Source organism: Metapseudomonas otitidis (assembly GCF_900111835.1).
In the GTDB taxonomy this organism is placed as follows: domain Bacteria; phylum Pseudomonadota; class Gammaproteobacteria; order Pseudomonadales; family Pseudomonadaceae; genus Metapseudomonas; species Metapseudomonas otitidis.
On sequence record NZ_FOJP01000001.1, the window covers coordinates 150,722 to 173,361 of the forward strand.

Consider the following 22,640-nt stretch of genomic DNA (forward strand, 5'->3'; position numbering starts at 1 on the left):
CAGGGTGTTGGGGGGGGACCTGACACCTTGGATTCTAGGCCCGTGCCCGGAGTTCCGCCGGCTCGATGCGAACCGTCGTGGCGTTACTCGCGACGCAGCGCCGGGTCGTCCGGGTTCAGTTGCTCCAGCTCGGCCAGCAGGGCCTGCACCCGCTGGATCTGCCCCGCCTCGCGCCAGTAGGCGATCAGCGCCAGGCGGGCCTCGCGGTGGGCCGGCTGGCTTTCCAGCACCAGCTCCAGGCGCCGGCAGGCCTCCTCCAGCCGGCCGGCATCGTGCAGCAGCGTGGCCAGTGCGTAGCCGTAGCCCGGGTTGCCCGGCTCCAGCCGGACGGCGTGTTCGAGGGCCTGCAGCGCGCCGCTGCGATCACCCCGGCGCAGCAGGGCCAGGCCCCGTGCATGGTGCAGGGCGCCCGCCTCGGGGTGTTGGGCCAGGACCTGGTCCAGCAGGGCCAGGGCTTCGTCGCCGCGCTGGTTGGCGTCCAGCCACTGGGCCAGGGCGACGGTGCCGGGCAGGTAGTCCGGGTTGCGTGCCAGCAGGGTGCGCAGGCGGCCTTCCACCTGGTCGGCGCGGCCGTCGGCCTGTTGCAGGGCGGCCAGGGCCAACTGCACCTCCGGGCGCTCGGCCTGGCTGCTGAGGGCGGCCTCGTATTCACCGATGGCCTGGCTCCAGGCGCGCTGGTAGTTGCCCAGCCCGGTGGTGCGCATGCCCAGCAGGTCGCGGGCGGCGGCGATGCGCACGGCACGCACGCGGTCGCTCAGCAGCGGGCCCAGCAGGTCGCGGCGCTGCTCCGGCGGCAGCAGGGCACTGACGGCGCGGATGGCCGCCTCGCGCACCTGGGGCGCGGCGTGGTTGAGGTCGTTGGCGGCCACCTTCAGCGCGCGCTCGCTGGGGTAGGCCGGCAGCTCCGCCAGCAGGGTGGCGCGGCGGATGGCCGGCAGGTCGGCACGCTCCAGCTGCTGGAACAGCGCCCGCGAGGCGCCCGGCTTGCCCTGGCGCACCAGGGCCAGGCTCTCGTCATAACGTGGCGCACCGGCCTGGGTGCGGCCGTACCAGCGCTCGAACTCGCCCACCAGGGTCTCGTTGGGCAGGTTGGCGTGGCAGGCCTGGCAGGCATCCGAGGTGCCCAGCTTCAGGGCGTGGGCCGGGTCCGGCAGGCTGAAGCGGTGGTCGTGGCGCAGGTCGTTGCCCAGCAGCGTGCGTGACGGCATGTGGCAGTCGACGCAGCGCGAGCCGGCCTCGCCGGAACGGTGGTGATGGTGGTCGGGGCTGCTGTAGTCCCGCGCCCGCAGGCCCCGGTCGTCGATGCCGGCGACAAGGCTGCGGCCCTCGGGGTTGTGGCACTGGGTGCAGAGGCCGTCGCCTTCCACCTTCAGGGTGCCGGCGTGGGGATCGTGGCAGGTGGTGCAGCTCAGGCCGCGTGCGTACATGCGGCTCTGGGTGAAGGCGCCGTATTCGTAGACCTGCTCCTTGAAGTGGCCGTTCAGCTCGTACAGCTCGCGGGTCAGGGCGGCGGGCAGGTAGTCGTCCATGAAACGGTCCTGCACCTGGTAGCCCTCGCCCAGGGGCGTGCGACGGGCGTGGCAGCGCGCGCAGCTTTCCACCTGGAGGCGGCTGCTGGCGCGGCTGAGGTCCAGGCTGAAGCCGGCCTGGGCGTGCAGGCCGCTGAATCGCGCCCACTCCAGGTGGCGCGAGGCCGGGCCGTGGCAGGCCTGGCAGCCGACGCCGGGGCTCTGCCACTGGCTGGCATAGCGGTCGGTCGCGGCGTCGTAGTTCTTCTGGAAGCCGCTGGTGTGGCAGTCGATGCACTGCAGGTTGGCGTTCTGCCCGGGCTGGGCCCAGTGGCTGTCGGCCCTGCTGTCGACGCCCTGGCCCGCCGGCAGGCGGAACCAGGCCTGGCGCTGCACGTCCCAGGCGATGTCGAGGGCCTGGTAGCGCCCGTCCGGGAAGGCCAGCAGGACCTGCTGCAGCGGTTCGACGCCGATCACCCAGGCCACCCGGTAGTCGCCTTGCTGGCCGTCCGCTCCGGCCGTGTTCACCCAGAAGCCGCCGTCGCGCTGGAAGAAGCGCGTGGCGCCGGCGCCATCCTCGAAGCGGGCGTCATTGAAGTCGCCCTTCACCGTACTGGCGCTGGCTTCCTGCAGGGCGAGCTGGTGGTGGGAGCCCTTCCAGGCACGGGCCTGGGGCGCGTGGCAGGTGGCGCACTGCTGCTCGTCCACCCACTGCGCGGGGCTGTCGTCGAGGCTTGCGCGGGGCGTGCTGGCCGGCGTGTAGGGACGCCCGCCGGCGATCCACAGCCAACTGCCCAGTCCCAGCAGCACCGCCAGCGACAGCAGCACCGGCAGCACGTAGCTGCGGCGTGGGCGGGTGGAGGGCGTGGGGCTCGGATCAGGCATGCAGACGTCCGCTGTGGCGCATGGGCACGGAAGGCGGCAGCTTCCGTGAAGGCGTGGGGGCTGTCAAACCAGCGCCTGCGGCTCGCCCGGGTGGGGCCGCTCGCGGCGCAGGTCGCCGGTGGTGGCCTGCAGCTGGTGCCGCACCCAGTTGCCGAAGGCACGCACCGCCGGGCGTTCCGCCTTCAACGGGTCGGCCACCAGGTAGTAGCCCCGGGGCGAATCGATGCTGGTCTCGAAGGGGCGCACCAGCAGGCCCCGGGCCAGGGCATCGCCGCTGAGCAGGTTGTCGCCGATGGCCACGCCCTGGGCGGCGATGCAGGCCGACTGGGCGCAATGGGCATCGGAGAAGACGATGCCGCTGGAGGCGTCCACCTGGGAGGCGCCGGCGGTGGCCAGCCAGACCCGCCAGTCGCTGTGGTCGTTCATGTGCAGCAGGGGGAAGCCCGCCAGCTCGGTTGGGTGCTTGAGCCCGCCGTGGGCATTGATCAGGCGCGGGCTGCACACCGGGAAGAAGCGCAAGGCGACGATCTGCTCCACCCACTGGTCCGGCCAGTCGCCCATGCCGTAGGCGATGAACAGGTCGGCCTGGGGGTTGCGGGTGTCGTCCGGCGTGCGGGGCGAGACCACCTGCAGTTGCACCTGCGGGTACTGGCGCTGGAAGGAGCCGATGTGGTGGCACAGCCAATAGGTGGCGAAGCCGGGGTTGCAGCTTACGCAGAGCCGCCCGGAGACCTCCTGCTGGTCCAGCCCCAGCGCGGCCTCGCGCAGGCTGGACAGCGCCCGCTGCACCTCCCGGGCGTAGCGCTCGCCCCGGTAGGTGAGGCCGATGCCACGGCCGATGCGCTCGGTGAGGGCGAAGCCGAGGGCCTCTTCCAGGCTGCTGATCTGGTGGCTGATGGCGCTGCGGGTGAGGCTCAGCTCGCGGGCGGCGGCGGAGACGCTGCCCAGCCGGGCGACGGCGTCGAGGGCGCGCAGGGCGGTCATCGAAGGGAAGCGCATGGGCGGCTCCAGGGCGGCGGTAAAGGTCCAATGGTGAGCAGGATCGAACAATAAGGCAAAAACAATTCGATTGTAGTTGCGTGTCGTTCACCAATACTGGAGCCCTTCCTCCGGCGGAAGCCGGGAGCCCATAACCAGAACAAGAGGTGCTCGCATGGCCCGTTGTGCCCAGGCGCTCGTCCAGTTGCTCGAAGGCTACGGTGTCGACACCGTCTTCGGCATTCCCGGCGTGCATACCGTCGAGCTGTACCGCGGCCTGCACGGCAGCCGCCTGCGGCATGTCAGCCCGCGCCACGAGCAGGGGGCCGGCTTCATGGCCGACGGCTATGCCCGTGCCAGCGGCAAGCCGGGGGTGTGCTTCATCATCACCGGCCCGGGCATGACCAACATCCTCACCGCCATGGGCCAGGCCTACGCCGACTCGGTGCCCATGCTGGTGATCTCCACCACCAGCCGTCGCGAGCACCAGGCCCTGGGTCACGGCTACCTCCACGAGCTGCCGGACCAGCGCGCCATGGTCGCCGGCGTCTGCGCCTTCAGCCACACCCTGCAGCGCCCCGACGAACTGCCCGAGGTGCTGGCCCGCGCCTTCGGTCTGTTCCGTTGCGCCCGCCCGCGCCCGGTGCACATCGAGATTCCCCTGGACGTGCTGGAGATGCCCGCCGATGGCCTGGACCTGCGTCCGCGCCCGCTGCCCGAGGCCGCCGCGCCGGCACCGGCGGCCGTGGCCGAGGCGGTCGCCCTGCTGGCCCGCGCCCGGCGCCCGCTGATCCTCGCTGGCGGCGGGGCCCGGGGTGCCGGCCCTGCCCTGCGCCAGCTGGCCGAGCGCCTGCAGGCGCCGGTGGCCCTCACCACCAACGCCCGGGGCCTGCTGGAGCCCGGGCATCCGCTGCTGCTCGACGGGGTGCAGTCCGCTGCCCACGGCCGGGCGCTGTTCGCCGAGGCCGATGCGGTCCTGGCCGTCGGGACCGAGCTGGGCGAGACCGACTACGACTTCTTCGGCCTCGGCCCCTTCCGCGTCGAGGCGTCGCTGATCCGCCTGGACATCGATCCGTTGCAGGTACTCGGTGCCGCCCGGGCCGACGTCGGCCTGCTGGGCGATGCCCGTCTTGGCCTGGAGGCGCTGCTGGCGGCACTGCCCGCCGGAGCGGGCGACGGTGACTGGGCCCGGGCTGCCGTGGCGCGGGTCAATACCTGCGAGCGCGACGGCTGGAGCCCCCGGCAACGGGCGATGCAGGCCCTGCTGGACACCCTGCGCGACAGCCTGCCGGCACCGATCCTGGTGGGCGACTCCACCCAGCCGGTCTACCAGGGCGCCCTGGGCTACCGGGCCCCGGCGCCGGCCAGCTGGTTCAACGCCGGCACCGGCTACGGCACCCTCGGCTACGCCTTGCCGGCGGCCATCGGTGCCAAGCTGGCCTGCCCCCGTCGCCCGGTGCTGGCGCTGGTGGGCGACGGCGGCCTGCAGTTCTCCAGCGCCGAGCTGATCGCCGCCCGCGAGGCCGGGGCCGGGGTGATCCTGGTGCTATGGAACAACCGCTGCTACGGCGAGATCCGCGACAGCATGCTGGCCCGCGAGGTGCCGCCGCTGGGGGTGGACATCCTCGCGCCGGACTTCGCCGCCCTGGCCCGTGCCTGCCATGTCCGCCACCACCGCGTGGCCGGCCTGGAGGCGTTGGGTGCGCTGCTCGGCGAGCTGGACGGGAGCGCCGAGCCGCACCTGGTCGAGCTCGACGCCGCCGACTTCCTGCCTGCCTGAGCCCGGAGCGCCCATGTCTGCCAAAGCCTTTGCCCTCGATTGGGTGGAACGCCATCGCCAGCCGCTGTCCGACTGGCACCAGGTGATCTGGCACTTCGCCGAGCCGGCCTTCCGCGAGTACAAGTCCTGCGCCTGGTACGTCGACCTGCTGCGCCGCGAGGGCTTCACCGTGGAGGAGGCCAGCGGCGGCATGCCCACGGCCTTCTGCGCCACCTTCAGCACCGGCGACGGCCCGGTGCTGGCCAGCTACGCCGAGTACGACGCGGTGCCTGGCAACTGCCAGGCCGCCACCACCCGGCCGATGCCCCGGGAGGGCCTGTCGCGCTTCGCCCCGGGCCACACCGACCCGCACTCGGCCCTGGGTATCAGCGCCCTGGGTGGGGTGCTGGCCGCCAAGGCCGCCATGCAGGCGCACGGCCTCAAGGGCACCCTGCGCTTCTTCGGCGAGCCGGCGGAGAAGCTGCGCGCCTCCAAGCCGGTGCACGCGGCCAAGGGGTACTACGACGACCTCGACGCGGCCATCAGCTTCCACCCCACCTACATGCTGCCGCTGAACAACACCACCACCTGGGATACCCACTGCGGCATCGCCTACGCCTTCATCTACAGCTTCACCTGCGAGGCGCCCCAGGACTGGATCGCCGCCGACGCCTACAGCCCGATCCCGCAGAACCACCTGGCGGCCCGCGCGCCGGGCGCCAACGACGCGCTGGTGCACTTCTACACCCTCAACGAGAGCCTGCGTCGCTCCACCCTGCCGTTCACGGGCCTGTGGAGCTTCAACGAGGCCATCCTCACCGCCGGCCAGGCCACCGCCGACAACCTGCCGCCGCACCTGGCGCAGATCCAGTACCTGCTGCGCTGCGATTCCATCGAGCAGGCCGAGACCGTCTGCCGGGTGATGGACAACAACGCCGCGGCTGCGGCCTTGGCCACCGGCTGCCAGTGGAAGAAGACCTGGGTGTGCAAGTCCCGTGGCGGGTTGCCCAACCACGTGCTGGCCCAGGCCACCTACGACAACCTGGCCGCCGTCGGTGCGCCGCAGTGGGGCGATGCGGCCATCGCCGTGGCCCGGGAGATCCAGGCCAACCTGGGGCTGGAGCCCATGGAGCGGCCCTTCCTCGCGGCCACCGAGGCCCTCATCGACCCCCGCGAGTGCGAGCGCCAGTTGCGCCTGCAGATGCCGGCCTGGCAGCGCCACCTGACCTCCGACGACTACCCGGAATACACCTGGCATTGCCCGACGGTGCGCCTGCTGGTGGCGCGGCCGATGCTCGCCGCCGCCGGCACGCCCTACCCGGACTGGGTGGCCAATGCCCTGGGCGGCATCCGCGAGACCATCGACCCGATGATCCAGGTGGCGGCCAAGACCATCGCCGCGACCCTGGTGGACCTGCTCACCCGGCCCGAGCTGCTGGGGGCCGCGCGGGACGAGTTCGTCCGGCGCACCGGTGGCGGCATCGGCGGCGAGCACTGGCAGGCACCGCTGCTGCCGGCTGATTTCGAGGCGCCGCACCGCTTCCGCTGGCCGGAGTACATCCGCACCGTGCGGGGCGAAGAGTGGTGGATTCCGGCGCGGGACGACGAATGAACGGGAGCGAAGCGATGAACCAGGCATGTGACGGCGCCACCCCGGTGGTGGCCATCGAGGGGCTGCACAAGAGCTACGGCGACCATGCCGTGCTCAAGGGCATCTCCCTGGAGGCGCGGGAGGGCGACGTGGTGTCGCTGATCGGCGCCAGCGGCTCGGGCAAGAGCACCCTGCTGCGCTGCATCAACCTGCTGGAGATTCCCGATGCCGGCAGCCTGCGCATCAACGGCGAGGCCGTGCTGCTCAAGCGTGACCGCCACGGCCATGGGCGCATCGGCGACCCGCGCCAGGTGGAGCGGCTGCGGGCGCGGCTGGCGATGGTGTTCCAGAACTTCAACCTCTGGCCCCACCGCACGGTGCTGGAGAACGTCATCGAGGCGCCCGTGCACGTGCTCGGCGAGCCCCGCGCAGAGGCCATCGCCCACGCCGAGCAGTTGCTGGAGCGGGTCGGCCTGGCGGACAAGCGCCACGCCTACCCGGCCTTCCTCTCCGGCGGCCAGCAGCAGCGCGTGGCCATCGCCCGGGCACTGGCCGTGCGGCCCCGGGTGATGCTGTTCGACGAGCCCACCTCGGCGCTGGACCCGGAGCTGGTGGGCGACGTGCTGCGGGTGATCCGCAGCATCGCCGAGGAGGGCCGCACCATGATCCTGGTCACCCACGAGATGGCCTTTGCCCGTGATGTCTCCAGCCAGGTGGTGTTCCTCCACCAGGGCCGCATCGAGGAACAGGGCCCGCCCGAGCAGGTGCTGCTGGACCCGCGCAGCGAACGCTGCCGGCAGTTCGTGATGGCCCAGGACAACCGCTGAATCCCCTGACAACAACGACCACAACCGAGGGAATCCACATGAAGAAAACCCTTCTCGCCCTGCTCCTGGCCACCGCCAGCCACGCAGCGACGGCCCAGGAGACCATCGTCTTCGGCATCGCCCTGGAGCCCTACCCGCCGTTCTCCTTCAAGAGCGGCAAAGGTGAATGGAGCGGCTTCGAGCCGGAGCTGATCCGTGCGGTGTGCGAACGCCTGCAGGCCCAGTGCCCGCTCAACGAGATGGCCTGGGACGGGCTGATCCCCGCGCTCAAGGCGCAGCAGGTGGACGTGGTGCTGAACTCCCTGTCGATCACCCCCGAGCGGCGCCAGGTGGTGGACTTCAGCGAGCCCTATTTCTTCACCCCGGCGCTGTGGGTCGCCGACCGCAGCCTGGACGTGGCGCCCACGCCGGAGGGGCTCAAGGGCCTGATCATCGGCGTGCAGGGCTCCACCACCCACTCGGCGTACGTCAAGGCGCACTACGGCAAGACCTCCACGGTGCGCTACTACAACGACCAGGACGACCTGCTCGCCGACCTGCGCAGCGGCCGTGTCGACATCCTCCTCGCCGACCAGCTGGCGGTGGAGCCGCTGCTCGACCTGCCGGACAACGCCATGCTCGCCAGCAAGGGCGTGGCGCCCCAGGACCCGCTGCTGGGCGAAGGCGTCGGCGCGGCGGTACGCAAGGGCAACGATGCCCTGCGCGAGCGCCTCAACCAGACCCTGCAGGCGCTGCGCGACGACGGCACCTACGACGCCATCCGCAGCCGCTACTTCAAGACCGACATCGCGGCGCGGCCATGATGGCGCCCGACTTCTCCCGGCTGCTGTTCGCCGACGGCTGGCTGCAGGCCCTGGCCGAGGGTGCCATCCGCACCCTGGGCATCTCCCTGGGGGCGTTCGTCCTCGGGCTGGTGCTGGGGCTGAGCGTGGCCCTGCTGAAGCTGTGGGGGCCGCGCTGGCTGGTGATCTGGGCCAACTGCTACACCACGCTGTACCGCGCGGTGCCGGAGCTGCTGCTGATCCTGCTGCTGTACTACGCCGGCTCCGACCTGCTCAACCTGCTGATGGCCGCCGCCGGCCAGCCGCCGGTGGAGGTCAACGGCTTCCTCGCCGCCATCGTGGTGCTGGGCATCGTCCAGGGCGCCTATTCAGCGGAGATCATCCGTGGCGCCATCGAGGCCATTCCGGTGGGCCAGGTGGAGGCGGCGCGGGCCTACGGCATGCGCCCGCTGCTGGTGCTGCGCCGGGTGCTGCTGCCGAGCATGCTGCCCCACGTGGTCGCCGGGCTGTCCAACCTCTGGCTGGTGCTGGTCAAGGACAGCGCGCTGATCAGCGTGGTGGGCTACAGCGAACTGCTGGGCGCGGGGCGCCAGGCGGCGGCCTCGACCAAGCACTACCTGATGTTCTACCTGGTGGTCGCGGCCTTCTACTACGTCATCACCCTGTGTTCCGGGCTGGTCTTCCGCCGTATCGAAGCGCGCTTCGAGCGGTGGATGCCCCGGCTCGCCTAGGAGGCCCCATGGACTTTTCCTGGCTGGACGGTTTCATCGGCGAGCTTTCCCGTGGCGTGCTGCTGACGGTGCAGCTGCTGCTGGTGTCGGCGGTCTTCGGCTTCCTGCTGGCCGTTGCCGTAGCGCTGGCGCGGCTGGCCCGCAACCCGCTGCTGGCCGGCGCGGCGCGGTTCTACACCAGCGTGCTGCGGGGTACGCCGCTGCTGGTGCAGATCTACATCCTCTACTACGGCCTCGGCAGCGTGTTCGCCAGCTTCCCGCTGATCCGCCACAGCCTGCTCTGGCCGTACCTGCGCGAGGGCTTCTGGTACGTGGCGCTGGCCCTGACCCTGAGCGTGGGAGCCTATGTGGGCGAGGTGCTGCGCGGTGGCCTGCGGGCGGTGCCCCGGGGCGAACTGGAGGCGGCGCGGGCCTATGGCATGCGACCCGGGCAGGTGCTGCGGCGGGTGTGGATGCCACGGGCCCTGCAGATGCTGCGCCCGGCCCTGGCCGGGGAGAGCGTGATGCTGCTCAAGTCCACGGCGCTGGCCTCCACCGTGGCGGTGACCGACCTGCTGGGGGCGGCGAACCTGGTGCGCGCGCAGACGCTGAAGGTGTACGAGCCGTTGCTGGTGGTGGCGGTGGTGTACATCGTCCTCGCCTTCCTCATCGAACAGGGCTTCGCGCGCATCGGCCGTACGCCGCAGCGCCAGGCCTGAACCCATGGACCCGGACCCCAAGGAGCCGTGCATGAAGTATTCATCCCTGGTCGGGCGCATCAGCGGCGAGACCGTCAGCGCCTGGGACATCCACTACGCCGCCTGTGCCGCCCAGGCGCGTGGCGAGGACGCCATCGTCCTGAGCATCGGCGACCCGGACTTCACCACCGCCGAGCCGATCCGCGCGGCGGCCGTCGAGGCCCTGGCCCAGGGCGACACCCACTACACCGAAGTGATCGGCCGCGCTGCCCTGCGCGAGGCCATCGCCGCCAAGCAGCGCCGGCTGCTGGGCATCCCGGTGGGCGCCGAGCAGGTGGCGGTGGTCGCCGGGGCGCAGAACGGCCTGTTCGCCACGGCGCTGTGCCTGTTCGAGGCCGGCGACGAGGTGCTGGTGCCGGAGCCGATGTACCTGACCTACGCCGCCAGCATCCAGGCCTCCGGCGCCCGCCTGGTGAGCATCCCGCAGCCGGCGGAGGGCGACTTCCGCCTCACCGCCGACGCCCTGGCGGCGGTGCTCACGCCGCGCACCCGGGGCATCGCCCTGGCGACGCCGAACAACCCCACCGGGAACGTCTACACCGCCGAGGAGCTGCAGGCGGTGGCCGAGGTGGCCCGTCGTCATGACCTCTGGGTGATTTCCGACGAGGTGTACGGGCAGCTCACCTACGAGCGCAGCCACCGCAGCATCGCCAGCCTGGAGGGCATGGCGGCGCGCACCGTGGTGCTCAACAGCCTGTCCAAGACCCATGCGATGACCGGCTGGCGGGTGGGCTGGGTGGTGGCGCCGCCGGCGCTGATCGGCCACCTGGACAACCTGATGCTGTGCATGATCTACGGCCTGCCGGGCTTCATCCAGGCTGCCGCGCTGAAGGCCCTGGAGCTGGACGAGGCGGTGGTGGGGGACGCCCGCGAGACCTACCGCCGCCGCCGCGACCTGGTGGTGCGGGGGCTCACCAATGTGCCGCTGCTGCGCTGCAAGGTGCCGGAGGCGGGCATGTTCATGCTGGTGGACGTGCGCGAGACGGGGCTCTCGGGCATGGACTTCGCCTGGCAGCTGTTCCGCGAGACCGGGGTCTCGGTGCTCGATGCCGAAGCCTTCGGCGCCAGTTGCCGGGGCTTCGTGCGGCTCTCGTTCACCGTCTCCGATGCCGAGCTGGAGGAAGCCTGCCGTCGCATCGCCGGCTTTATCCAGCGCCTGCAACGCTCGCGCTGACCCACCGCAATTCCTGACCGAACCAGGCTCACGGTGCGTTCGCGCGCCGGGCCTGGCCACGCTCGAAAATCACAAGGTGCCGCCATGACTGACGCCGACAACTTCTCCTCGACCCATTCGGCCACGGGCCATTTTGCCGACCTGATCCTCGACAACGGCCGCTTCTACACCCAGGACCCGGCGCAGCCCTGGGCCGAGGCGGTGGCCATCGGCGGGGGGCGCCTGCTGGCCGTGGGCAGCCGTGCCGCCGTGCAGGCGCTGCGCGGCCCGCAGACCCGCGTGCACGACCTCGACGGGGCCTTCTGCATGCCCGGCCTGCACGACATGCACACCCACCCGGACCTGGCCCTGGCGCCGCGCTACAGCGACGACCTCGATGTCGGTATCGAGGACCCGACGCCGGCGCAGCTGGAGGCGGCGATCCGCGCCTATGCCGATGCCCACCCCGGCGAGGGCTGGATCCACGGCCAGTACTGGGTGCGCTACACCTTCCGCGAGGCGGGCCTTGTGCCCGGCCGCGCCTGGCTCGATGCGGTGATGCCGGACCGCCCGGTGGCCCTGCTCGATCGCATGTGGGGCACCATGATGGTCAACTCGAAGGCGCTGCAGCTGGCGGGCATCGACCGCCATACCCCCGACCCGCGCAACGGCTACCTGGAGCGCGACCCGCTGACCGGCGAGCCCACCGGGCTGATGATCGACGGCGCCTACGCGATGATCCACGCCGCCATGCCGCCGACCCCGGTGGCGGTGCTGCGCCGGGCCTACCGCGATGGCGTGCACTTCCAGAGTTCGCGCGGGGTCACGGCGAGCAAGTACGTGCACGTCTGCGAACACCGCCTGCAGGCGCTGAAGGCGCTGGACGACGCCGGCGAGCTGACCGTGCGCATCGAGGCGGCGATCAGCTGGCAGGACGACATCTTCCCGGTGCGTCGGCGCTGGGAGCTGCTGGCCGGCGAGCGCCACTACTACCGCAGCGCCCGGCTGAGCGCCAACGCGGTGAAGTTCCACTTCGACGGCACGGTGGAGCCGCGTTCTTCCTTCCTGCTGACGCCCTGGCCGAACGAGTCGGACTGGCGCGGCAAGCTCAACCTCACCCCGGAACACATCACCGACATGCTGGTGGACATGGACCGCCGGGGCATCCGCGTGATCGCCCACTGCACCGGCGATGGCGCGTCCGACGTGTTCCTCGATGCGGTGGCGGAGGCGCGGCGGCGCAACGGCTTCAGCGGGGTGCGTCACCAGTGCGCCCACAGCACGCTGCTGCACCCGGGTAACCTGGCGCGCTTCCAGGCGCTGCAGGTGATCGCCGAGTTCTCCCCGGCGGCCTGGTACCCGACGCCCTTCGCCAGTGGCGCGCGTTCGGGCTACGGCCAGGAGCGGCTGAAGCGCATCTACGACTTCAAAGGGGTGCTGGAGGCCGGCGGCACGGCGGTGTTCGGCACCGACTGGCCGGTGGCGTCCATCGATCCCTGGCTGGCGCTGGAGACGATGGTGACCCGGCAGAACCCCTGGAACGACGACCCGGCCTGCTTCGGAGAGCCCATCAGCCTGCCCCAGGCGCTGCGGGTGGCCACCCTGAACGGGGCGCTCGCCATGGGGCTGGAGGCCAGCACCGGCAGCCTGGAAGTGGGCAAGGCGGCGGACCTGATCGTGCTCGACCGCGACCTGTTCGCCCAGCCGGCGCGCAATTACATCCACCGCACCCAGGTGCTGCTGACCTTCGTCGAAGGGCAACTGGTGTACGACCGTGGCGAGGCGCTGGCGGGCCTGGGGCTGCAGGCGGTGTGGCGCGGCGAGCCGCCGGTGATCGAGTCGGGGGCACGCCAGGATGGCTGAGCGCATCGCGGTCACGGTGGTGGCGGGCTTTCTCGGCGCGGGCAAGACCACGCTGCTCAACCGCATGGTGCGGCAGGCCGGGGACAGCCGACTGGCGGTGATCGTCAACGATTTCGGTGCGCTGAACATCGATGCGGCGCTGGTGGCCGAGGTGACCGATGCGGTGTACAGCCTGCAGAACGGCTGCATCTGCTGCACGGTGCAGGAGGACCTGCTGGCGCAGCTGGCCAGCCTGGCGCAGCTCTCGCCGCGCCTGGAGCGCATCGTCATCGAGTGCAGCGGTGTTTCCGACCCCCAGCGCATCGTGCAGACCCTGGGTTATCCACAGTTGCGTGACCTGCTGCGGCTGGACCTGGTGATCACCCTGGTGGACGCCACGCGGCATCTTGCGCTGGAGGGCGACTACGCACGCCTGGCCCGCGCCCAGGTGGCGGCGGCCGACGTGCTGCTGCTGAACAAGGCGGACCTGGTGGACGAGGCCACGCTGGCCTCCGTGCGGCAGGCCCTGCCGGGGCGGTCGCTGGTGCATGTCGGGGTGCAGGCCGACCTGCCGGAGGCGCTGTGGCTGGAGCCGGCGCAGCGGGCGCTGGGGTTGGTGCCGGTGGCGGGCGTGGCCCACGCCGGGCTGTTCGAGAGCTGGCTGTGGTGCAGCGGCGAGCGTTTCGACGGTGCGCGCCTGCAGGCCTGGCTGGGGCAGGTGCCGGCGGAAATCTTCCGCATCAAGGGCTGCATACGCCTGGCCGGGCGGGAGGAGAGCCTCTGGCTGCAGCAGGTGGGCGGACGCAGCCAGTTCGAGGCGATGCGGGAGCGGGCGGAGGGTTCACAGCTGGTGTTCATCGCCCGGCAGGGGTTTGCCGGGCGTGAAGCCCTGGAGCGCGGTCTGCGCGACTGCCTGGGCTGAGTGGCTCAGCGGCCGTCGCGGAAGGCGGTCCAGATCTCGTCGCGGGTGGCGCCGAGCTTCTCGGGCAGCGGCTCCAGGGCGAACAGGCGGCGCTTGGTCTCCTTGTCCGGGTAGAGGCCGGGCTGGTCACGCAGGCTGGGTTCGAGGAACTGGCGCGAGTCGACGTTGCCGTTGGGGTAGAGCGTTTCGCTGGTGATCCGGGCGGCGACCTCGGGCTGCATCAGGAAGTCGATGAAGCGGTGGGCCAGGTCGGCGCGGTTGGCGCTCTTGGGGATGACCAGGTTGTCGATGAACAGCACCGAGCCTTCGTCGGGCACCACGAAGCGCACCGGCTGGCCGGCGGCTGCGGCGTTCAGGGCGTCGCCGACCCAGGCCATGGCGACGCACAGGTGGCCCTTGTTGAGGTCTTCGATGTAGCGCTCGCTGTCGATGTAGCGCAGGTTCGGGCGCAGGCCTGCCAGGACTTCGGCCGAGCGCTTGAGGCGGCTGGGCGCGGTGCGGGCGAGGCTGCGGCCCTGGTAGGTCATGAGTACGGAGAGGGCTTCGTCCGGGGCGTCCAGCACGCTCATGCCGCAGCTGGAGAGGCGCTTGCTCTGCGCGGGATCGAAGAGCACGGCCCAGCTGTTGGGCAGCGGACCGCCGAAGGCTTTCTCGGCCTGCGGGCCGTTCACGGCGAGGCCGACGGCGCCCCAGAGGTAGGGCACGGCGTAGCGGTTGTCGGGGTCGACGCCGGCGAGCTTGCTCATCAGCTGCGGGTCGAGGTGCTTGCGGTTGGGCAGGCGGGCGAGGTCCAGCGGCTGCAGCTTGCCGGCGCGGATCAGCTCGGGAAGGTTGTTGTGGGAGGGCACCACCACGTCGGCCGCTTCGCCGCTGTCGATGACCTTGAGCAGCTCTTCGGCGCTGGTGTAGGTGCGGTAGTCGACGCGGATGCCGGTCTGCTGCTCGAAGTCCTTGAGGACCTGGGGCGCGATGTAGTCATTCCAGTTGTAGACGCGGATGCTCTCGTCGGCGGCGGCAAGGGTCGGCAGCAGCGCGAGCAGCAATGGGGCGAGGAAGCGGGGCATGGAGTCCTCCCTGGTGGATGGCGCAGCATTGTGCGGCGGCATGAGGTTCAGCAGGTTGATTCACATCAGCGCCTGGGCCTCTCTAGCTCGGGCCTTTGCGCGTTTTCCACTGCCCATTCCGCACGCGGGGAGGCGGATTGCAGGCAAAAAAACGCCGGCCCTGGGGCCGGCGCTTCTGGACTCGATTACACGGTATGCAGGTACCAGTTGTATTCGAGGTCGGAGATGGAGTGCTCGAACTCCTCCAGCTCGCTTTCCTTGCACGCGACGAAGATGTCGATGTAGTCCGGGCTGATGTACTTGGCCAGGATTTCACTGTCATCCAGTTCGCGCAGGGCGTCGCGCAGGTTGTTCGGCAGGCTCTGCTCCAGCTGCTCGTACGAGTTGCCTTCGATGGGCGCACCGGGCTCGATCTTGTTGGTCAGGCCATGGTGGATGCCGGACAGGATGGCCGCCATCATCAGGTACGGGTTGGCGTCGGCACCGGCTACGCGGTGTTCGATGCGCACCGCATCGGAGCTGCCGGTGGGCACGCGAACGGCCACGGTGCGGTTGTCCAGGCCCCAGCTCGGCGCGTTCGGCACGTAGAACTGTGCGCCGAAGCGGCGGTAGGAGTTGACGTTGGGGCAGAGGAAGGCCATCGAGGCGGCCATGGTCTCGAGCACACCGCCGACCGCATGACGAAGGGCGGCGTTCTGCTCGGGATCATCGGCAGCGAAGATGTTCTTGCCGGTCTTCTTGTCGATCAGGGAGATGTGCACGTGCAGACCGTTGCCCGCCTGGCCCGGGTAGGGCTTGGCCATGAAGGTGCTGTCCATTTCATGGTCGTAGGCGATGTTCTTGATCAACCGCTTGAGCAGGACCGCGTAGTCGCACGCCTTGAGGGCGTCGGTCACGTGGTGCAGGTTGACTTCGAACTGGGCAGGGGCGCTTTCCTTGACGATGGCGTCGGCCGGGATGTCCTGGACCTTGGCACCTTCGAGGATGTCCTGCAGGCAATCGGCGTACTCGTCGAGGTCGTCGATGAGGTAGACCTGGGTGGACTGCGGGCGCTTGCCGGAGATCGGGGAGCGCGGCGGCTGCGGACGGCCGTTCACGTTCTCCTGGTCGATCAGGTAGAACTCCAGCTCGAACGCGGCGCAGATGGTCAGGCCCAGCTCGTCGAACTTCTCCACGACCTGGCGCAGGACTTCACGCGGGTCGGCGAAGAACGGCTCGCCTTCGATTTCGTGCATGGTCATCAGCAGTTGCGCGGTGGGGCGCTTCTGCCAGGGCTCGTCGCACAGGGTGCCGGGGATCGGGTAGCAGATACGGTCCGCATCGCCGATGTCCAGGCCGAGGCCGGTGCTTTCGACGGTGGAGCCGTTGATGTCGAGGGCAAATAAGGAGGCGGGGAGGTTGATACCTTTTTCGTAGACCTTGTGGAGACTGGCGCGTTCGATTCGCTTGCCTCGAACCACACCATTCATATCTGCGATCAGGAGATCGACGAACTGGACCTCAGGATGTTCCTTAAGGAACTCGTTCGCTTCTTGAAGCTGAACGGCACGCGGGGGTACCGACATGATGCAACACCTTTCTTGTTAAAAATATCAATCACGTATTGACTAGGGGTTGAGTCAATCGAAAAGCCCCCTGGATGTCAATAGCGCCCTATTTTGCCCTAAAGCGGGGCTCGATGGCCAATTTTGGGGCGTTTCAGGGCATCTTGGCCCTGCTCGGAGCCATGCCCGGCGCGGCGTCCAGTGGGGTGTGTTCAATTTTTTACAGCCCTATTGTGTAAAAAAATGAACAACGCTAAGCTCGGCCGAAACCCATAACAGCAATAAAACGGGTGCCCCATGTCTCGCCTGCCGTTGATCGGCGTAACCGCTTGCACCAAGCAGATCGGTCCACATCCCTACCATGTTGCAGGTGACAAATATCTTCGGGCGGTAGCCCTTGGGGCTGGCGGTATTCCCCTCATCATTCCGGCGCTGGGCGATATTCTGGACATCGATGCCCTGCTGGAGAGTCTAGACGGACTCCTGTTCACCGGTTCGCCTTCCAACGTAGAACCTCATCTTTATTCCGGCCCGGCCAGCGCGCCCGGCACCCTCCACGACCCTGATCGCGATGCCATCACCCTGCCCCTGCTGCGTGCTGCAGTGGAGCGTGGCGTGCCGGTGCTGGGCATCTGCCGGGGCTTCCAGGAAATGAACGTGGCCTTCGGCGGCTCGTTGCACCAGAAGGTGCATGAGGTCGAGGGCTTCATGGACCACCGCGAGCCTGAAGACCAGCCGCTGGAGGTCCAGTACGCACCGCGCCACCCGGTTTCCGTGCAACCGGGTGGCGTGCTCGCCGGCCTCGGTGTGCCGGGCGAGTTTCTCGTCAATTCCATCCACGGCCAGGGCGTTGAACGTCTGGCGCCCGGCCTTCGAGTTGAAGCGCTGGCGCCCGACGGGTTGGTCGAATCCGTATCGGTCGAAGGCGCCAGGTCCTTCGCACTCGGCGTACAGTGGCATCCCGAGTGGCAGGTTCGCTCCAACCCCGTATATCTCGCCATCTTCCAGGCCTTTGGTGAGGCTTGCAGGGAGAGGGCGGGGCAACGCTGAGCCCGGCTATTCCAGTCGAGGCTCTCAAACCCTGAGGTCTTTATGACTACCAAGCTCGACCAGCTCACCAGCTGGCTGAAAGAACGCAAAATCACCGAAGTTGAATGCTTGATCAGCGACCTTACCGGCATTGCGCGCGGCAAGATCTCGCCGACCAACAAGTTCCTCGACGAGAAGGGCATGCGCCTCCCCGAGAGTGTGCTGCTGCAGACCGTCACCGGCGACTATGTCGAGGACGACATCTATTACGACCTGCTCGACCCGGCGGACATCGACATGTTCTGCCGCCCGGACGAGAAGGCCGTCTACCTGGTGCCCTGGGCCATCGAGCCCACCGCCATGGTCATCCACGACACCTTCGACAAGCAGGGCAACCCCATCGAGCTGTCGCCCCGCAACCTGCTGAAGAAGGTGCTCAAGCTTTACGCGGACAAGGGCTGGAAGCCGATCGTCGCGCCGGAGATGGAGTTCTACCTGACCAAGCGCTGCGACGACCCGGATTTCCCGCTGCAGGCCCCGCTGGGCCGCTCCGGCCGTCCTGAAACCGGCCGCCAGTCCTTCTCCATCGATGCCGCGAACGAGTTCGACCCGCTGTTCGAGGACATGTACGACTGGTGCGAGACGCAGGACCTGGACCTGGACACCCTCATCCATGAGGAAGGCCCGGCGCAGATGGAGATCAACTTCCGTCACGGCGATGCCCTGGACCTGGCCGACCAGATCCTGGTGTTCAAGCGCACCATGCGCGAGGCCGCCCTCAAGCACAACGTGGCCGCCACCTTCATGGCCAAGCCGATCACCGACGAGCCGGGCAGCGCCATGCACCTGCACCAGAGCGTGATCGACATCAAGACGGGCAAGAACGTCTTCTCCAACGATGACGGTTCGATGAGCGACCTGTTCCTCCAGCACATCGGGGGCCTGCAGAAGTACATCCCCGAATTGCTGCCGCTGTTCGCCCCGAACGTGAACTCCTTCCGTCGTTTCCTGCCCGATACCTCGGCGCCGGTGAACGTGGAATGGGGCGAGGAGAACCGCACCGTCGGCCTGCGCGTGCCGGATGCCAACCCGCAGAACCGTCGAGTGGAGAACCGTTTGGCCGGCGCCGACGCCAACCCCTACCTGGCCATCGCGGCCAGCCTGCTGTGCGGGTACATGGGGATGGTGGAAGGCGTGAAGCCGAGTGCGCCGGTGAAGGGCCGTGGCTACGAGCGCCGCAACCTGCGCCTGCCGCTGACCATCGAGGCAGCACTGGAACGGATGGAATCCTGCCGGGAGATCGAGAAGTACCTGGGCAGCAAGTTCATCAAGGCCTATGTGGCCGTGAAACGTGCCGAGCACGAAAACTTCAAACGGGTGATCAGCTCCTGGGAACGTGAGTTCCTGCTGCTCTCCGTCTGATCAGGAACCGGCACGCCGGCCATGAAGGCCGGCGTCGCCGAAGAGTGTTTAACGAGGTATGGAAATGAACAGCCAAGTGACCAATCCAAGGACCCTTGAGTGGCAGGCCCTCAGCCGTGACCACCACCTGCCGCCCTTCACTGACTACAAGGCGCTGAATGCCAAGGGTGCACGCATCATCACCAAGGCCGAAGGCGTCTACGTCTGGGACAGTGAAGGCAACAAGATCCTGGACGGCATGGCCGGCCTGTGGTGCGTGAACGTCGGCTATGGTCGCGAGGAGCTGGTGCAGGCCGCGGCCAACCAGATGCGCGAACTGCCCTTCTACAACCTGTTCTTCCAGACCGCCCACCCGCCGGCCATCGAACTGGCCAAGGCCATTTCCGAGCTGGCGCCGGACGGCATGAACCACGTGTTCTTCACCGGCTCCGGCTCCGAGGCCAACGACACTGTGCTGCGCATGGTCCGCCACTACTGGGCGACCAAGGGCCAGCCGAAGAAGAAAGTGGTGATCGGCCGCTGGAACGGCTACCACGGCTCCACCGTCGCCGGCGTCAGCCTCGGCGGCATGAAGGCCCTGCATGGTCAGGGCGACCTGCCGATCCCCGGCATCGTGCACATTCCCCAGCCCTACTGGTACGGCGAGGGCGGCGACATGGCCCCGGCAGAGTTCGGCGTCTGGGCGGCCGAGCAGCTGGAGAAGAAGATTCTCGAAGTCGGCGAGGAGAACGTCGCCGCCTTCATCGCCGAGCCCATCCAGGGCGCCGGTGGCGTGATCGTCCCGCCGGAAACCTACTGGCCGAAAATCCGCGAGATCCTCGCCAAGTACGACATCCTGTTCATCGCCGACGAAGTGATCTGCGGCTTCGGCCGTACCGGCGAATGGTTCGGCAGCCAGTACTACGGCAACGCCCCGGACCTGATGCCGATCGCCAAGGGCCTGACCTCCGGCTACATCCCCATGGGCGGCGTGATCGTCCGTGACGAGATCGTCGAAGTCCTCAACCAGGGCGGCGAGTTCTACCACGGCTTTACCTACTCCGGTCACCCGGTGGCCGCCGCCGTTGCCCTGGAGAACATCCGTATCCTGCGTGACGAGAAGATCGTCGAGAAGGTGAAGGCGGAAACGGCACCATATTTGCAGCAACGCTGGCAGGAGCTGGCTGACCATCCCCTGGTCGGTGAAGCGCGTGGAGTGGGCATGGTTGGCGCACTCGAGCTGGTCAAGAACAAGAAGACCCGCGAACGCTTCAACGACCTGGGCGTGGGCATGCAGTGCCGCGAGCACTGCTTCCGCAATGGCCTGATCATGCGGGCGGTGGGCGATACGATGATCATTTCGCCCCCCCTGGTGATCACCAAGGACGAGATCGACGAACTGGTGACCAAGGCTCGCAAGTGCCTTGACCTCACCGCGAGTGCAGTTCTGGGTTGAGCAAATGGGCGAGTTTGCAAACAATCGCTACCGCGAGCTGTTGTAAGCACCGCCCCCCACCCTAGACTGTGCCAGTGCGTTGGCCAGGCTCACCGGGCGGTGGCGTATTCGGTTACGACGCCGCTCGGACACTTAAACAACAAACGGAGCTACCCGCATGTTCAAAACCTTCGGCAAGACCCTGCTCGCCGTGACGCTGGCTGGCGCTGTGGCCGGCGTGGCCCAGGCAGAAGAAAAGGTGTTGCACGTCTACAACTGGTCTGACTACATCGCCCCGGACACCGTGGAGAAGTTCACCAAGGAAACCGGGATCAAGGTGGTCTACGACGTCTTCGACTCCAACGAGACCCTCGAAGCCAAGCTCCTGGCCGGCAAGTCCGGTTATGACATCGTGGTGCCCTCCAACAACTTCCTGGCCAAGCAGATCAAGGCCAAGGTCTACCAGCCGCTGGACAAGTCCAAGCTGCCGAACTGGAAGAACCTGGACCCGAACCTGCTGAAGACCGTCGAAGTGTCCGACCCGGGCAACCAGTACGCCTTCCCCTACATGTGGGGCTCCATCGGCATCGGCTACAACCCGGAGAAGGTCAAGGCCGTCCTGGGTGACAATGCCCCGGTGAACTCCTGGGACCTGCTGTTCAAGCCCGAGAACATCGAGAAGCTGAAGTCCTGCGGCGTCTCCTTCCTCGACTCGCCCACCGAGATCCTCCCCATCGCCCTGCACTACCTGGGCTACAAGCCCACCAGCCAGGACCCGAAGGAGCTGAAGGAAGCCGAGGCCCTGTTCCTCAAGATCCGTCCCTACATCACCTACTTCCACTCCTCCAAGTACATCTCCGACCTGGCCAACGGCAACCTGTGCGTGGCAGTCGGCTACTCGGGTGACGTGTACCAGGCCAAGTCCCGCGCCGAAGAGGCCAAGGGTGGCGTGAAGGTCGCCTACAACATTCCGAAGGAAGGCGCCGGCACCTTCTTCGACATGGTCGCCATCCCCGCCGATGCCGCCAACCCCGACGCCGCCTACGCCTTCATGAACTTCATCATGAAGCCGGAGATCATGGCCGAGATCACCAACGTCGTTCAGTTCCCGAACGGCAACGCCGCCGCGACCCCGCTGGTGGATGAGGCGATCCGTACCGACCCGGGCATCTACCCGAGCCAGGAAACCATGGCCAAGCTCTATGCCTTCCCGGACCTGCCGGCCAAGGTGCAGCGCGTGATGACCCGTACCTGGACCACCATCAAGTCGGGCAAGTAAGCCGTCGTACCCCGTCCCCCGGTTGAGCCGGGGGACGGTCATCTCCGAGAGGATCGCTCATGCGAAAACGTCCCTGGCTGTACGGGTTGCTGGCCAGCGCCCTCCTCATGTCCGCCGTCAGCGCGGAAGAGCGGGTGGTGCGCGTCTACAACTGGTCGGACTACATCGCCCCCGGCACCCTGGAGAACTTCCAGAAGGAGACCGGCATCCGGGTGGTCTACGACGTCTTCGACTCCAACGAAACCCTCGACGGCAAGCTCGCCACTGGCCATTCCGGCTACGACGTGGTGGTGCCCACCAACCACTTCCTGGCCAAGCAGGTGCGGGCCGGTACCTACCAGAAACTGGACAAATCCAGGCTGCCCAACCTCGCCCATCTCGATCCCGCCGTGCTGGAACGCCTGGCCAGTGGTGATCCGGGCAACGAATACTCCGTCCCCTACCTGTGGGGGACCAACGGCATCGGCCTCAACGTCGACAAGGTCCGCGCCATCCTCGGCAACGACGCGGCCCTGGATTCCTGGTCGCTGCTCTTCGATCCTGCCGTGGTGAAGAAGCTGCACGCCTGCGGCGTCGCCCTGCTGGACACCGGCGACGAAGTCATCCCGCAGATGATCAACTACCTGGGCATGTCGCCCCACAGCCACGAGCGTGCCGACTTCGACAAGGCCACCGCCGCGTTGCTCCAGGTCCGCCCCTCGGTCACCTACTTCCACTCCTCCAAGTCCATCGCCGACCTGGCCAACGGCGACATCTGCATCGCCTTCGGCTATTCCGGCGACATGCTCCAGGCCGCCACCCGCGCCCGGGAAGCCGGGCGCCAGGACGAGATCCGCTACGTGATCCCCAAGGAAGGCACCGCCATGTGGGCGGACATGCTGGCCATCCCCCGCGACGCCCAGCATGTCGAGGAGGCCCATGCCTTCATCAACTACCTGATGCGGCCCGATGTGATCGCCAGCATCAGCAACTACGTGTCCTATGCCAATGCCAACAAGGACGCGACGCCGCTGGTGGATGCCAGCGTGCGCGACAACCCCGGCGTGTACCCTGCACCGGATGTGATGGCCAAGCTTTACGTGGCCCGGGAACGCCCCCGCGAAGTGCAGCGCTGGCTGACCCGTGACTGGACCCGGATAAAGAGCGGGCGCTGAACCCCGAACCCAATGACTG

At 68.3% G+C, this 22,640-nt stretch carries 17 protein-coding genes and 1 pseudogene; 14 read left to right on the top strand and 4 right to left on the bottom strand.

All coding sequences use genetic code 11. The annotated features are described in order from the left end of the window. Positions 1 to 83: 83 nt before the first annotated feature. Positions 84 to 2,393 (bottom strand): tetratricopeptide repeat protein, encoded by a 2,310-nt coding sequence (locus BM198_RS00760; protein WP_074967071.1) that lies wholly within the window; start codon positions 2,391 to 2,393, stop codon positions 84 to 86. 63 nt (positions 2,394 to 2,456) lie between these two features. Next, a complete protein-coding gene (locus tag BM198_RS00765; protein WP_074967073.1) occupies positions 2,457 to 3,392 on the bottom strand; it encodes a LysR substrate-binding domain-containing protein in 936 nt (311 codons plus the stop codon). 154 nt (positions 3,393 to 3,546) lie between these two features. Here BM198_RS00765 and BM198_RS00770 point away from each other — a divergent pair, with 154 nt between their 5' ends. From BM198_RS00770 to BM198_RS00810, 9 genes and pseudogenes are all read left to right on the top strand, one after another. Continuing rightward, positions 3,547 to 5,151: a 5-guanidino-2-oxopentanoate decarboxylase gene (locus BM198_RS00770; protein ID WP_074967075.1), complete on the top strand. Its 1,605-nt coding sequence runs from the start codon at positions 3,547 to 3,549 to the stop codon at positions 5,149 to 5,151. Positions 5,152 to 5,164: 13 nt separating this feature from the next. Further along, entirely contained in the window at positions 5,165 to 6,742 is a 1,578-nt protein-coding gene (locus BM198_RS00775) for a zinc-binding metallopeptidase family protein (protein ID WP_074967077.1), read from the top strand. An 83-nt stretch (positions 6,743 to 6,825) separates the two neighbouring features. Continuing rightward, positions 6,826 to 7,548, top strand: a pseudogene (locus BM198_RS00780) (ABC transporter ATP-binding protein); the annotation flags it as partial. A gap of 38 nt (positions 7,549 to 7,586) precedes the next feature. Further along, complete coding sequence (locus BM198_RS00785) at positions 7,587 to 8,351, top strand: transporter substrate-binding domain-containing protein (RefSeq protein ID WP_044402187.1); 765 nt, start codon at positions 7,587 to 7,589, stop codon at positions 8,349 to 8,351. Then, positions 8,351 to 9,061: an ABC transporter permease gene (locus BM198_RS00790; RefSeq protein ID WP_074967529.1), complete on the top strand. Its 711-nt coding sequence runs from the start codon at positions 8,351 to 8,353 to the stop codon at positions 9,059 to 9,061. Before BM198_RS00785 ends, BM198_RS00790 begins: the two co-directional genes overlap by 1 nt. A gap of 8 nt (positions 9,062 to 9,069) precedes the next feature. Continuing rightward, a complete protein-coding gene (locus BM198_RS00795; RefSeq protein ID WP_044402190.1) occupies positions 9,070 to 9,759 on the top strand; it encodes an ABC transporter permease subunit in 690 nt (229 codons plus the stop codon). Positions 9,760 to 9,790: 31 nt separating this feature from the next. Beyond that, entirely contained in the window at positions 9,791 to 10,972 is a 1,182-nt protein-coding gene (locus BM198_RS00800; protein ID WP_074967079.1) for a pyridoxal phosphate-dependent aminotransferase, read from the top strand. A gap of 84 nt (positions 10,973 to 11,056) precedes the next feature. After that, entirely contained in the window at positions 11,057 to 12,814 is a 1,758-nt protein-coding gene (locus BM198_RS00805) for an amidohydrolase (protein WP_074967081.1), read from the top strand. Continuing rightward, positions 12,807 to 13,715 (top strand): CobW family GTP-binding protein, encoded by a 909-nt coding sequence (locus tag BM198_RS00810; protein ID WP_074967083.1) that lies wholly within the window; start codon positions 12,807 to 12,809, stop codon positions 13,713 to 13,715. Before BM198_RS00805 ends, BM198_RS00810 begins: the two co-directional genes overlap by 8 nt. 5 nt (positions 13,716 to 13,720) lie before the next feature. On the opposite strand, the gene BM198_RS00815 is transcribed toward BM198_RS00810, so the two are convergent. Continuing rightward, positions 13,721 to 14,779: a polyamine ABC transporter substrate-binding protein gene (locus BM198_RS00815; RefSeq protein WP_044402202.1), complete on the bottom strand. Its 1,059-nt coding sequence runs from the start codon at positions 14,777 to 14,779 to the stop codon at positions 13,721 to 13,723. Between the two features lie 185 nt (positions 14,780 to 14,964). Continuing rightward, entirely contained in the window at positions 14,965 to 16,344 is a 1,380-nt protein-coding gene (locus BM198_RS00820) for a glutamine synthetase family protein (protein ID WP_074967085.1), read from the bottom strand. 276 nt (positions 16,345 to 16,620) lie between these two features. Between BM198_RS00820 and BM198_RS00825 the strand changes: the two genes are divergently transcribed. From BM198_RS00825 to BM198_RS00845, 5 genes are all read left to right on the top strand, one after another. Further along, positions 16,621 to 17,373, top strand: a complete 753-nt coding sequence (locus BM198_RS00825) for a gamma-glutamyl-gamma-aminobutyrate hydrolase family protein (RefSeq protein ID WP_044402208.1) — start codon at positions 16,621 to 16,623, stop codon at positions 17,371 to 17,373. A 42-nt stretch (positions 17,374 to 17,415) separates the two neighbouring features. Then, positions 17,416 to 18,774 carry a glutamine synthetase family protein gene (locus tag BM198_RS00830; RefSeq protein WP_044402210.1) on the top strand — a complete coding sequence of 453 codons (1,359 nt, stop codon included), beginning with the start codon at positions 17,416 to 17,418 and terminating at the stop codon, positions 18,772 to 18,774. 64 nt (positions 18,775 to 18,838) lie between these two features. Beyond that, positions 18,839 to 20,209, top strand: a complete 1,371-nt coding sequence (locus BM198_RS00835) for an aspartate aminotransferase family protein (RefSeq protein ID WP_107328487.1) — start codon at positions 18,839 to 18,841, stop codon at positions 20,207 to 20,209. A gap of 157 nt (positions 20,210 to 20,366) precedes the next feature. Continuing rightward, complete coding sequence (locus BM198_RS00840; RefSeq protein WP_074967087.1) at positions 20,367 to 21,467, top strand: polyamine ABC transporter substrate-binding protein; 1,101 nt, start codon at positions 20,367 to 20,369, stop codon at positions 21,465 to 21,467. A gap of 59 nt (positions 21,468 to 21,526) precedes the next feature. Beyond that, positions 21,527 to 22,621: a polyamine ABC transporter substrate-binding protein gene (locus tag BM198_RS00845; RefSeq protein WP_074967088.1), complete on the top strand. Its 1,095-nt coding sequence runs from the start codon at positions 21,527 to 21,529 to the stop codon at positions 22,619 to 22,621. The last annotated feature ends 19 nt before the right edge of the window (positions 22,622 to 22,640 follow it).